The organism is Streptomyces sp. NPDC050535, assembly GCF_044457665.1.
Classification (GTDB): domain Bacteria; phylum Actinomycetota; class Actinomycetes; order Streptomycetales; family Streptomycetaceae; genus Streptomyces.
On sequence record NZ_JBITHE010000002.1, the window covers coordinates 341,219 to 352,496 of the forward strand.

Sequence of the window (11,278 nt, forward strand, 5' to 3'; positions counted from 1 at the left end):
CGAACGAGAAGGCCCTCGGCAGTACGTACTGCCGGGGGCCTCGCAATTCCACTCGGGCGGCACCACTCGGATGCTTCCATTCAAGCTCGCTCACGCGTACCGATAGATCGCGGAGTGGTCCTCCAGCTCGTCCGGCGACACACCCCACGGCGCCAGTTCCTCGTGTCGCGCGACGATCCGCCCGTGCTGTTCGTTGCCCGGCCCCGGTGGCCGCTCGGGCAGGTAGCGGGCGCCGCGGTGCCGCTTCTGCCAGCGGGACCACTGAAGGTCGACAAAGGAGTGGTGCAGCCAGAAGACGGGGTCGTTGACCGAGGCGCCGCCGAGCATGTGCCCGCCGACCCAGCGGTGCACACGGTTGTGGTTGCGCCAGGCCGCGTTCCCGGACCCCTGGCCCCACCCTTCGAGCCGGTTGCGGAACCCCTTGGTGGACGTGGAGTTCCAGGGCGCGGTGTCGTAGACGGGGTCAGCCAGAGCGGAGTCCAGCTCCCTCTTCGTAGGCAGCTCGATCGGTGCCTGCGGGCGGCCGAACTCGCGGGTGAGGAACTCGCCGTCGGTCATCGACTCCGTGATCCGCCAATCGCCCTGGGCGTAGGCGAAGGGCCCGGTCATGACCTGCCGGTCGGACCGCCGCCCGTTGCCCCCGAGCAGGTCGGCGGTCCAGGGCGCGGCCGACGACGTACGGTCGCGCGTCCAGTCCCAGTACGGCACGCTCACCCCGGAGTCCACACGGCGCAGCGCCCGTTCGAGCTCCAGCAGGAACCGCCGGTGCCAGGGCAGGAAGGAGGGCGCCATGTGGGCCGTACGCAGTCCGCCGTCGCCGTCCGAGACGTAGTACTCGATGTGCGTGCGGACGAACTCGTCGTACTCGCCCCTGCGTTTGATCTCCAGCATCGCGCCGACGAAGCGGCGCCGCTCCGCGCGCGTCAGCGTGCTGACGTCCTTACGTGTGTACACCATGCCGGTGACCGCTCCCCTCCGCGTTCATGGCACGCAACTGCTCCGAGGGGCCGAGTTCGTCGATGGCGGCGCGGGCCGCGGTCAGCGCTGTCGGGTACGACCCGTAGTGGTCCACCATGCTCAGATAGGTGCCGTCCGCGCGGCGCATCAGCGGCAGCGGTCGGCCGTCCACGGTGATCCGCCACTCACCGTCGCCGACCGCGGCGCGGCCGTCCATCCCGGTCTTCGAGCCGAGAAGACGGCGGCCTCGGTACATCTCGTCGAACGGGAAGTCCTCGGGGCGGGCGGGCAAGGGAGGGCGCGGCGGTCGCGAGGCCGCGACGACCGGGGTCAGCGCCGCGGCGACGGCCGACACGAGCAGGCCGCGCACGACATCCCGCCGGGTCCCGCGCCGCGAACCCACCGGACGGCCTGGCTCCCCCGCGTTCCCCGGGACGACCGGTTCCATCGCCCTCACCGACACCGCGCTCGACACTCTGCTCGGCACTCTGTTGACGAACATGGTTCTCTCCTCGCCGAATCAGCGGACCGGCCTGACAGCCTGACCAGCCGGATCAGCCGGTGCGGGTGCGGCCCGTGCCCGTCGGTGTCGTTCGGGATCAGTCGCGGGGTGGTGCGGGCGGCAGGCCCGGGTGGGGTACCCGGGCCTCGCCCCGTCCGGCCGTTACGCCCCCGCCCCCGTGGCCACGTTCGCCCCGAGCACCGTCTGAAGCAGCGGTGTGAGTACGGCGGCCTGAGGGAGCTTCGGCTCCGGCAGGCCGAAGTTGTCGGGGTTGGGCGGGGTGAGCGGAGTGTCCACCGACAGTCCGGGGGTCAGGGTCTGCAGGTCGGCCGCGGGCGCGCCGAGTCCGAGGTGGTCGAAACCGTCCCCGAGGACATGGGGAAGGGGCGTGCGTACGTCCACTCCGGGCAGCCCGGCACTGACCGGCAGCTGCGGCAGCGCCCGCTCCGGGAGCAGCCGGCCCTCGACATACCGGGGGCCGTCGGGGTTGCCCGGCATCGGTACCGGGAGCTGACCGGAGATCTTGGGCAGCTGCACGTTGAGGGCCCTCTCCACACCGTCCAGCGGTACGGGGACGGGGACCGTCTCGCCCGCGACAGCGGGGGTCGCGGCGGCACCCACCGCCGCCACGACGCCGGTCAGGACAGCGGCAAGGGTTCCTCGAGTGGTCGGCTTCATCTCAGGTACGGTCCCTTTCAGGGTTCGGGGTTCGGGGGTCAGCGTCCGTATCGCGTAACGATCCCGAGAACCTCATCAGCGCAAGATTCCCCCAACGAGCCCAATAATCAGCTCGTCCAGAAGTCCCACCATCGGGTCAGGATCAGCATTCCGACGATGCCGATGTGCAACAGCGGCAGGACCCAGGTGAATTCGGTGAGGAACGCCCTCAACCAGTGCGGCGCGGGCAGGAATTCATTCCGTACGTTGAACGACGTCACGTACCAGAACATGAGGATCGTCGCGACCCAAGCCAGACAGCACCACAGGCACAGTGAGTTGATGCGGTAGAGCGACTGGAACTGCAGCCAGGTGCAGAATCCGACACCGAAAAGCGTGCCCGCGTTTAGTAGCAGCCAGTACCAGCGCGGAAAGGCCGCCCCGCTGAGCAGACCTACGCCGACGCAGATGACGATGCCGTACGCCACCAGTCCCAGCATCGGGTTGGGGAACCCGAAGGCCGAGGCCTGGTCGCTCTTCATGATGTTGCCGCAGGAGACAACCGGGTTCAGGCTGCACCCGGGCACGAAGTCCGGGTTCTCCAGCAGCTTGAACTTGTCGATCGTGATGACCCAGGAGGCCAGCAGACCGGCCGCCCCCGTGATCACCAGCAGCAGGGCGAGCGCACGGCCGCCACCCGCGGTCCGTGCCATCAGCCGCGCAGGCGGCGAGCGGGCAGCAGCACGTGCGCCGCGCTGTTCAGGGTCTCCTCGTCACCCGCGAAGGCGGCCAGGTTCTCCGGGTCGACGGGCTTGCCCGGCTCGGCGTCGGGCCAGGGGCGGGTGGCGAACAGGAAGTAGGCGTAGCCGCGTTCGCCGATCGCCGCGAGCCACTCGGGGGGAACGACGCACTGGGCGTTGAGGGACGGCATGGTGACGACGGCCTGGCCCGACTCGACGAGGAGCTTGAGCGGCAGGCTCGGGTGCTGCGAACCGTCGAGGAGCGTGTCGCCGACGGGCAGACCGTTGTCGCTCAGCAGTCGCTCGACGGCGGCCGTGGTGGCCTCCGGGCCGCCCTCGCTGTCGCCCAGCGAATAGGCGAGGAGGTACGGCATGTCGCCGTCGGGGGCGTCGCCGCTGAAGGCCATCACGGCGAGTGTGCCGAGATCGGCGGCCCGGAAAGGGCGTGTTTCGCTTGAGGTTGAGGTCACCGCGGAACCTTATCGACGCGCCCGAACGGGCCCGCCCCTTTCTCACCCGACCGGGCGACAAGCACCCGGCCGACCACACGAACGAGGGACGTTATTCGAACAACGCCCACCTGGCAGACACACCCGGAAACAAGCGCCCGAGAAGACGCGGCAGACACCGCGAAGGGCCGATTCCGCGAAGTACGGAAATCGGCCCTTCCGGTCTGCGTACGACTCAGCCCGTGTACGACGTCACTTGTTGACGCAGGTGTTCCCGAACGCCGGGTTGAGCAGCCCGATGACGTTGACGGTGTTGCCGCAGAGGTTCACCGGAACGTGCACCGGTACCTGGACGACATTGCCCGACAGGACGCCGGGGGACTTGACCGCGGCCCCCTCCGCACCGGCGTCGGCGAAGGCGCTGCCCGAAGCGGCACCCGCGGCCATTCCGGCGGTGGCGATAATCAGAGCGGCTTTCTTGGCAGTGTTCATCGTCAGCCCTTTCCTCGGAGATTTTCTCCAGAGTATGGAGGTGCCATTGAGCCTCGCGGAAAAGACACGCGATGAAATGAACCGATTAGCTCGGGTCAGGGGTCAGCCCTGGAGGGGAAGTCCGCCGAGGAGCGCCGTGGGGCCGCCGGCCGAGTTGAGCGCGTCCGTCGCCCTGTTCACGGCGTTGAGCGGTGAGTCCGCGTTCTCGGTGTTGAGCGCGTCCGACTGGTGCTGGAGGGGCTGCACGTCCTTCAGGCTGAGCGTGCCCTGGCTGGTGATGGTATCCAGGGCGCCGTTGAGGCTGGTGGGCGTGAGGTCGGAGGCCTCGTAGGCAAAGGCGGGCGCGGCGGCACCAGCGATGGCGATGGACCCGGCAACGACAGCGGCGGCCTTCAGGGACTTCATCGTGTTCCTTTCTTCGGCAACTCATGTCACCAGAGGGAAATGGGCGTACGCGCTGGATAACGAGGACCGGACGCGACGGAAACCCCGTGTGCAGAAATTTCCTGCACCCCACCCGAATGAACGGCGCGTCGAATTCTCATATAAGAGCGAATGCGAAAAGCCGTCGTGCCGACCAGGGCGGTCGGCACGACGGCGGGGTGGCGCTGCTTCGCCTCAGGCACCGCTCCCCGTACTCAGGAGGGCAGAGGACCGCCCGTAGGAAGGGCCGGAGCCGCGGGAACCCCCGGGACCGCCGGCACGCCCGGCAGCGACGGGAGGCTCGGCAGACCCGGCAGGTTCGGCGCGGGCAGGCCGCCGCCCAGGACGATGGCGACGACGAGGTTGACGAGGCCGGTCACCACGGCCGTCGCCGCCGGGACCACTCCGGCGGGATCGCCGGAGGTGACCGCGGCGAGCAGCGTGGCGACCGCCTTCTGGAGGGCTGCGAGCGCGTCGCCCTTGAGGTCCGCGGGTACCGCGGCACGGGGCCCGCTCGCGCCGGGAGCCTTGTCGTCCTGGGCCTCACCACTCTTGGGGAGCCCGGGCAGCGCCGGGGCCGCCGGGACGGCGGGCGCCGCGGGAACGGCCGGTAGCGCCGCCGGCGGTGCCACCGGAGCCGCAGCCGTGAGCTTGGCGATCGCGTCCTTCACGGCCTGGCCGTGCTTGGCCGCCTCGTCGGCGGAGAGCTGGCCGTTGTCGGCCTTCAGCGCGGCGTTGAGCAGATCGGTGACCGGGGTCAGCACGGCGCCGATGTCGGCCAGGGACTGGGCCTGCGCCAGGAGCGCGTCCGCGCCGGGGACGGGCGCCGCCACCGCGGAGGTGTGGCCACGCGCCGGGTCGCCGTCCGCCGCTATGGCGGCCGGTGCGGCGATCCCGAGCAGAAGCGTGGCGCAGAGTGCGGAGGACGCGATGCGCCGTGCGGGCAGAGCACGCATGGATGGTTCCCTTCGATGGTTCTTCCGGGCCTTGCCTACTCACCGTGAAAGCGGTGATCGCCCTCTGCAACCGATCGAGTGCCCCGTGTAGCGACCAGACGGCCGCGGCACAGGCGTCCTCCCAGGTGAGACGCCCTGCCGGGAGCCGGGACCCGCTTCCCCCCATTCGGGGCAACGCGAACCGGCCGCCCTCCCGTTGGGGAGGACGGCCGGCAGAAGGGGCCGCGACGACGTCAGTCGTTGACGCAGGTGTTGCCGAACGCGGGGTTCAGCAGACCGACGACGTTGACCGTGTTGCCACAGACGTTGACCGGGATGTGGATCGGGGCCTGCAGGACGTTGCCCGACAGGACGCCCGGGGAGTGGGCGGCCGCGCCGTGTGCGTCGCTGTCGGCGGCGGCGATGCCGGCGGTGCCCGCCACAGCGGCGGCGGCAACGGAGGTCAGGGCCAGGCCCTTCGCGATACGCGACATGGAGAAATGCTCCTTGGGGTCGACACAACATCCGGGCGGAGATGCCCGGCTCTGGAATCAACGCGTGGCGCTCGCGCGGGTTGTGCCTCCGAAAGGGTGATCTCCCAAACGGCCTGACTTCACCATTCCGACACACTTGTCAGCTTTCACCGATAAATACGGATAGCGGCTAGTGTTGCGTTCCTCCCGAGGCCGCTTGTCAGCAGGCCTCACACGACGTCGGAAACAGCCGGGAGCCATCCCGCACATATGTGATCTGCAGATTTCCGTCGATCCGGAGTACACCGAACCCTCCGGACGTCCGCTGGGTCCAGAACCTTTTCCCCGAAAGGGCACCGCCGGTCATGCGTAATTCCCCGGTTCCTCTGCTGCGCCGTGCGATGGTCGGCTGTTCTGTCCTTGCCACCCTCCTGGCACCGGGCTGCCCCGCGACGGCCGCACCGTCCGCCGCCGAGGCGGAGAGCGTCGATTTCACCCAGCGGTATCACGCGCTTCAGCACGGCGGAATCGTCCGGGCGGCCAACTCGTCCATCAGCTGCCGTACGGCGCTCACCAACGCCGCGGCGTCGCCCTGCTCATCCGCACGGGCGGACGGACCGGCCGTGAACGGCGACTTCGACATGTTCTACATCGACGTCGACAAGGACCCGAACACGTACAACTCCAGCCTCGGCGAGGTCCGTTTGCCGCAGGGCGCGCGCGTCACGTACGCGCGGCTCTACTGGGGCGGCAACCTCCGGGTCGGTGAGCAGAAGCCGCCGAAGGACAACGGACGGGTGCTTTTCGCGGAGCCGGACGGCGAGTACAAGGCCGTGCTCGCGGACACCGTGGTCGGGCACCGGGTGGCGCACGGGGCCGACGCCTTCCAGGCCTCGGCGGACGTCACGAAGCTGGTGCGGGCCAGCGGTTCGGGGCTTTATACGGTGGCGCAGGTCAATGTGGCGATGGGCCGTTCCGCCGCCGGGGCCTGGGGCGGCTGGACGCTGATGGTGGCGTACGAGAAGGAGTCGGAGCCGTTGCGCCACCTGGCGATGTGGGACGGCTTCGACGCGCTCGGCCCGCGCGAGGACCAGGTGATCCGGCTGGGCGGGCCGCGGATCCCCGAGGGGGCCGGCGGCCGTGCGGGACTGGTCGCGTACAACGGCGACCGCGGGAGCCGGGGCGACTCGCTGACCGTTTCGGCCGGGCGCGGTGAGCCGGCCGTGCTGGGCGACGGGGCCAACCCCCTCGACGACGTCCTCAATTCGACGATCAGCGAGCCGGGACCGGACGCGGTGGAGCGGGTGCCCGCGTATTCGAACACGCTCGGCTACGACTCGGATGTCTTCGAACTTGGCAAGGGGATCGAGCGCGGGGGTGACCAGTTGACCTTCCGGCTCGTTTCGCAGCGGGACACGGCGTGGGTCGGGGCACTGTTCACCGCCGTTGACGCGAAGCAGTGACGCGCGCTCCCGCGCGCCGCCCGTGAGCGAGGAACCGCGCATGCAACTGTCAACCGACCCTCCGTTGCGGGTCCTGCACATCACCCAGCCGGTCGACGGCGGTGTCGCCCGGGTGGTGACGGACCTGGTGAAGGCGCAACTCGCCGCCGGAGCGCACGTCACCGTCGCGTGCCCGGGCGGCAGCGGCCTGGCACAGAAGCTCCGGGCGCTCGGCGGCGACGTACACGACTGGCAGGCGACGCGTGCGCCGGGACCCTCGCTGCTTCGGGAGGCACGGCGGCTCGGACGCGTCGTCGCCGAGGTGCGGCCCGACGTGGTGCACGCGCACAGCGCCAAGGCCGGGCTCGCCGCCCGGATCGCCGTGCGCGGGCGGGTACCGACGGTTTTCCAGCCGCACGCCTGGTCGTTCGAGGCCGTCGGCGGGGTCACCGCGGGGCTCGCGCTGAAGTGGGAGCGGTGGGGCGCGCGTTGGGCCTCCCGGGTGATCTGCGTGAGTGAAGCGGAGCGCGATACCGGCGTACGCGCTGGAGTGCACGCTCCCTGGCGGGTGATCTCCAACGGGATCGATCCGGCGCGCTTCCACCCCGCGGCCGTGGACACCGTACGGGCCGGTATTCCGCCGCTCGCCGAAGCGGGCGTCGGGCCGGCGACCCCCCTGGTGGTCTGTGTCGGGCGGCTGTGCCGGCAGAAGGGGCAGGACGTCCTGCTGGAGGCCTGGCCCGAGGTGGTCCGGCGGGTGCCCGCGGCCCGGCTCGTACTGGTCGGCGACGGTCCCGACGGCGAGCGGCTGCGCGCCGGAGCGCCCGGCGGGGTGCTGTTCGCCGGGGCCGCCGAGGATGCCGTGCCCTGGTACCAGGCCGCCGATCTGCTGGTGCTGCCGTCCCGTTGGGAGGGCATGGCGCTGGCCCCGCTGGAGGCCATGGCCTGCGCGCGGCCGGTCGTACTGACAGACGTGGACGGCGCCCGCGAGAGCCTGCCGCCGGGTCTGACCGAGCGCTGTCTGGTGCCGTCGCAGGCGCCCGGCCCGCTCGCCCACACGATCGCCGAACTCCTGTCCGACCCGCTGTTGCGCGAATCCCTCGGCCACCAGGGACGCCGCCACGTACTGACCACGCACGACGTGCGCCGCACGGCCGACGCGGTCGCGGACGTCTACCGCGAGCTGCTCGCTCCCGGGCCCGGCGCACCCGCCGAGCCCCCGAGCGGTGTGCGCGCCGCGAGCGGGGAACCCACCGAGTGCAGGGAGTCCATCCACTCGTGACTGCGGAAAGCACCGTTCCCTCCCCCGGCGGACAGCCCCGGGAGTACGGATCCTCACCCGTCTCGGTCATCCCCCCTCGCGGGGCCGCCGACGGCTTCAGATTCCCGGCCGGACAACGGCCCACCGTGCGGCGGGCCTCGCGGCTGCCGCTGATCACCGTGGACGGCGGTGCGGCGCTGCTGGCCGGACTGGCGCTCACCCAGACCCAGCGGCAGCCGCTCCTCGTGCTCGCGCTGGTGCTCGGGGTCCTCTGGCTGAACGCGCACGCGTCGCTGTACCGCGCCGAGCCCGTGCCCGCCGTACTGGACGAACTGCCCGCGGTCTGCGCGCGGATCGCGGTGGCCTGGTGCGTGCCCGCGGCCCTGCTCGCGGCCCTCTTCCCCGCCCACGCGCTGTCCGCCCGGACCCTGGCCGTGGGCTGTGTCCTCCAGTCGGCGGCGAGCTGCGCGGGGCGCGGCGCGCTGCACTGGCGGCGGCGCCGGGTCCTCGTAATGCGTCCCAGCGCGGCCCTGGTGATCGGCCCGGCCGCGACGGCGCAGCGGGTGGCCGCGGCCTTCCTGCGCCATCCGGCGTGCGGAGTACGGCCGGTGGGCGTCGTCGCCGACCAGCCGGCCGGAGGCGAGGGTCTGCCGGTCCTCACCACGGGCGAGGAGGTGCAGCGAGCCCTGATCCAGAACAGTGTGCGCGCCGTGCTCGTGGTGAAGTCGGGCGGCGAACGCGAGCCGCTGCTGCGGGCGCTGGCCGAGGCGGGCTGCGTGGTGTGGGAGGTCGACGCGGACTCCCCGTCGTACGACAGCGGGCAGCGCGGCCGGCTCGCCGGGTTCTCCTGCCGGCAGCTGTCCGCCCCGGGGCGCCGTGGCAGTGTCGCCAAGCGACTCCTCGATGTCGCCGTGTCCGGGACGCTGTTGCTGCTCGTCAGCCCGCTGTTGCTGGTGTGCGCGGTCACGCTGCGGCTGATCGACGGCCCCGGTGTGGTCTTCCGGCAGGAGCGCATCGGCAAGGACGGGCGCCCCTTCACGCTGCTGAAGTTCCGCTCCCACCGCCCGGTCGACGCGCACGAGGCCGCGACCCGCTGGAGCGTGGCGAACGAGCGCGAGATGAGCCGGTTCTGCCACTTCCTGCGGCGCACCTCGCTGGACGAGCTGCTCCAGCTCTGGAACGTCTTCTGGGGCGACATGAGCCTGGTCGGGCCGCGCCCCGAACGCCCGTACTTCGTAGGGAAGTTCAGCCAGACGTATCCCGGCTACGCGGCCCGCCACCGCATGCGGACCGGCATCACCGGGCTGGCCCAGATCCACGGGCTGCGCGGCGACACCTCGATCGAGGACCGCTGCCGGTTCGACAACGCCTACATCGACAACTGGTCGCTGTGGCAGGACATCTGCATCCTGCTGCGCACGGCCGCCTCACTCGTACGTCCGACGGGGAGCTGACCCGGTGAGTCAAGCCCTGCCCCTGTCGCCGCTCGGTACCGTGACGTCCGTCCTCGGGCGGGCGCTTCCCGTCCTGCCGGTCGTCGCGGTGATCGCCCTGCTCGGGCTGCCGGTCGCGCCCGGCGGCGAGGGCGGCGCGACCGTGGCCGACGCCGTCTCCGGGCTCGTCGTGCTGTGCTGCGCGGTACGGCTGCTGCGCGGCCGGCGACGGCCCTTGTCCCGTACGGCGGCGGTGGTCATCGGGCTGCCCGTGGTCGGCATCGCGGTCGCGGCGGCCGGGGCGGCGAGTCCGGGGGCCGGGATCACCGGCCTCGCCCGCTATCTCCAGATCTTCGTGCTGGTCCCGGCGGCCGTGCTGCTGCTGGTGCGGGACCGGCGTGACTTCCGGCTGCTGGCCTGGTCGTTCGTCGGTCTCGCGCTGTGGCAGGGGGCCATCGGGGTACACCAGTTCGTCACCGGGACCGGTGCCTCCTACCAGGGCGAGGACATCCGGGCGGTGGGGACGTTCGGGGCCTCGGACATCATGGGGATGGCGACCGTGGTGGCGTTCGGGCTGGTGTGCGCGGTGGGGCTGGCGCTCGGGTCGGACGGCGCACGGCAGCGTACGGCCGCCGGGGTGTGCTCGCTGGTACTGCTGCTGCCGCTCGCGGTGTCGTTCAGCCGGGGCGCGTGGATCGCCACGGTGGCGGCGTGCGGGGCGCAGTTGGTGCTGGCCGGGCTGCGGCGCACGGTGAGGGTGGGCGCGGTGGTGGCCGCGGTGGCGGTGATCCTCGTGGGCGGGTTCGGCGTCGGCAGCGCGATGCTCCAGGAGCGGATCAGCAGCATCACGCAGGTCGCCGACGCGCCGGACCAGTCGGTGACCGACCGGTACACGATGTGGGCGGCGGCAGTCGACATGTGGCGCGAACATCCTTTGACCGGCGTCGGGTTGAAGGGTTTCCCCGAGCACCGGGACGGCCACGCCTCGCTCGCCCTCTCCTCGGGCAGCGACACCGCGGGCGCGGGGGCCGCGTTCCGCAAGCAGCCGCTGCTCTCCCCGCACAACATGTATCTCCTCGTCCTGAGCGAACAGGGTCTGATCGGCCTCCTCGCCCTGGCGGGCAGCTGGCTGGCACTCCTGGCGTGTGCGCTGCGGGGGCTCGTACGCGCGCGGCGGGCTCCGTCGGGGAACGGGACGCCGCCGGGCCTCGACTGCGCGCTGGTCGCCTGCGGGCTGCTCGGCTGGCAGTTGATCGACTTCATGTACGCGGACATCGGCGGGCCCTCGACGGTACTGACGGCTGTCTGTCTCGGACTCGTCGGGTGGTGGGCGCTGGTGGATCCGGCCTCCTCGTCCCCGCAGCCACCAGCCAGGGCAGTGGCCGCACCGGCATCACTCGAGGAGGCCTCGGCGCGATGACGGTGACGCCGCCTCGGGCCGGGGCCGAGGGTGGGGCGGGTGGCGAGGCCGACAGCGCGGCCGGGCCTACGGTCAGCGGGACGGGCGGCAGCGC

13 protein-coding genes are annotated in these 11,278 nt (G+C 71.4%); 4 read left to right on the top strand and 9 right to left on the bottom strand.

The features are described from left to right. Positions 1–90 precede the first annotated feature (90 nt). The 9 genes from ACIBLC_RS06485 to ACIBLC_RS06525 all read right to left on the bottom strand — a co-directional run bounded on the left by ACIBLC_RS06485 (position 91) and on the right by ACIBLC_RS06525 (position 5,649). Entirely contained in the window at positions 91–957 is an 867-nt protein-coding gene (locus tag ACIBLC_RS06485; RefSeq protein WP_399209586.1) for a tyrosinase family protein, read from the bottom strand. Next, complete coding sequence (locus ACIBLC_RS06490; RefSeq protein ID WP_399209889.1) at positions 941–1,405, bottom strand: tyrosinase family oxidase copper chaperone; 465 nt, start codon at positions 1,403–1,405, stop codon at positions 941–943. Before ACIBLC_RS06490 ends, ACIBLC_RS06485 begins: the two co-directional genes overlap by 17 nt. Positions 1,406–1,621: 216 nt before the next feature. Further along, positions 1,622–2,137, bottom strand: coding sequence for a hypothetical protein (locus ACIBLC_RS06495; protein WP_399209587.1), 516 nt, complete (start codon positions 2,135–2,137; stop codon positions 1,622–1,624). A 107-nt stretch (positions 2,138–2,244) separates the two neighbouring features. Beyond that, positions 2,245–2,829: a vitamin K epoxide reductase family protein gene (locus tag ACIBLC_RS06500; RefSeq protein ID WP_399209588.1), complete on the bottom strand. Its 585-nt coding sequence runs from the start codon at positions 2,827–2,829 to the stop codon at positions 2,245–2,247. Beyond that, complete coding sequence (locus ACIBLC_RS06505) at positions 2,829–3,326, bottom strand: DUF5949 family protein (protein ID WP_399209589.1); 498 nt, start codon at positions 3,324–3,326, stop codon at positions 2,829–2,831. Before ACIBLC_RS06505 ends, ACIBLC_RS06500 begins: the two co-directional genes overlap by 1 nt. A gap of 231 nt (positions 3,327–3,557) precedes the next feature. Next, on the bottom strand, positions 3,558–3,797 hold the full coding sequence (locus ACIBLC_RS06510) for a chaplin (protein WP_399209590.1): 240 nt from the start codon (positions 3,795–3,797) through the stop codon (positions 3,558–3,560). Positions 3,798–3,899: 102 nt separating this feature from the next. Then, the gene (locus ACIBLC_RS06515) at positions 3,900–4,202 is read right to left on the bottom strand and encodes a hypothetical protein (protein ID WP_399209591.1); all 303 of its coding nucleotides are present in this window, start codon (positions 4,200–4,202) and stop codon (positions 3,900–3,902) included. A gap of 233 nt (positions 4,203–4,435) precedes the next feature. Continuing rightward, positions 4,436–5,176: a hypothetical protein gene (locus ACIBLC_RS06520; protein ID WP_399209592.1), complete on the bottom strand. Its 741-nt coding sequence runs from the start codon at positions 5,174–5,176 to the stop codon at positions 4,436–4,438. Between the two features lie 233 nt (positions 5,177–5,409). Beyond that, positions 5,410–5,649 (bottom strand): chaplin, encoded by a 240-nt coding sequence (locus tag ACIBLC_RS06525; RefSeq protein WP_399209593.1) that lies wholly within the window; start codon positions 5,647–5,649, stop codon positions 5,410–5,412. A gap of 344 nt (positions 5,650–5,993) precedes the next feature. Between ACIBLC_RS06525 and ACIBLC_RS06530 the strand changes: the two genes are divergently transcribed. From ACIBLC_RS06530 to ACIBLC_RS06545, 4 genes are read left to right on the top strand one after another with little or no spacing between them, the layout of a single operon-like run. Beyond that, on the top strand, positions 5,994–7,091 hold the full coding sequence (locus ACIBLC_RS06530; RefSeq protein WP_399209594.1) for a DUF3344 domain-containing protein: 1,098 nt from the start codon (positions 5,994–5,996) through the stop codon (positions 7,089–7,091). Between the two features lie 40 nt (positions 7,092–7,131). Further along, complete coding sequence (locus tag ACIBLC_RS06535; RefSeq protein ID WP_399209595.1) at positions 7,132–8,352, top strand: glycosyltransferase; 1,221 nt, start codon at positions 7,132–7,134, stop codon at positions 8,350–8,352. Beyond that, positions 8,349–9,785, top strand: a complete 1,437-nt coding sequence (locus ACIBLC_RS06540; RefSeq protein WP_399209596.1) for an exopolysaccharide biosynthesis polyprenyl glycosylphosphotransferase — start codon at positions 8,349–8,351, stop codon at positions 9,783–9,785. Before ACIBLC_RS06535 ends, ACIBLC_RS06540 begins: the two co-directional genes overlap by 4 nt. Positions 9,786–9,789: 4 nt before the next feature. Further along, positions 9,790–11,184 (top strand): O-antigen ligase family protein, encoded by a 1,395-nt coding sequence (locus ACIBLC_RS06545; protein WP_399209597.1) that lies wholly within the window; start codon positions 9,790–9,792, stop codon positions 11,182–11,184. The last annotated feature ends 94 nt before the right edge of the window (positions 11,185–11,278 follow it).

Excerpts from the sequence above, each read along its gene's own strand:
- ACIBLC_RS06525 (WP_399209593.1), bottom strand. The coding sequence starts at position 5,649 with ATGTCGCGTATCGCGAAGGGCCTGGCCCTGACCTCCGTTGCCGCCGCC.
- ACIBLC_RS06530 (WP_399209594.1), top strand. The coding sequence starts at position 5,994 with ATGCGTAATTCCCCGGTTCCTCTGCTGCGCCGTGCGATGGTCGGCTGT.
- ACIBLC_RS06510 (WP_399209590.1), bottom strand. The coding sequence starts at position 3,797 with ATGAACACTGCCAAGAAAGCCGCTCTGATTATCGCCACCGCCGGAATG.
- ACIBLC_RS06515 (WP_399209591.1), bottom strand. The coding sequence starts at position 4,202 with ATGAAGTCCCTGAAGGCCGCCGCTGTCGTTGCCGGGTCCATCGCCATC.
- ACIBLC_RS06495 (WP_399209587.1), bottom strand. The coding sequence starts at position 2,137 with ATGAAGCCGACCACTCGAGGAACCCTTGCCGCTGTCCTGACCGGCGTC.
- ACIBLC_RS06520 (WP_399209592.1), bottom strand. The coding sequence starts at position 5,176 with ATGCGTGCTCTGCCCGCACGGCGCATCGCGTCCTCCGCACTCTGCGCC.
- ACIBLC_RS06500 (WP_399209588.1), bottom strand. The coding sequence starts at position 2,829 with ATGGCACGGACCGCGGGTGGCGGCCGTGCGCTCGCCCTGCTGCTGGTG.
- ACIBLC_RS06485 (WP_399209586.1), bottom strand. The coding sequence starts at position 957 with ATGGTGTACACACGTAAGGACGTCAGCACGCTGACGCGCGCGGAGCGG.
- ACIBLC_RS06535 (WP_399209595.1), top strand. The coding sequence starts at position 7,132 with ATGCAACTGTCAACCGACCCTCCGTTGCGGGTCCTGCACATCACCCAG.
- ACIBLC_RS06490 (WP_399209889.1), bottom strand. The coding sequence starts at position 1,405 with ATGGAACCGGTCGTCCCGGGGAACGCGGGGGAGCCAGGCCGTCCGGTG.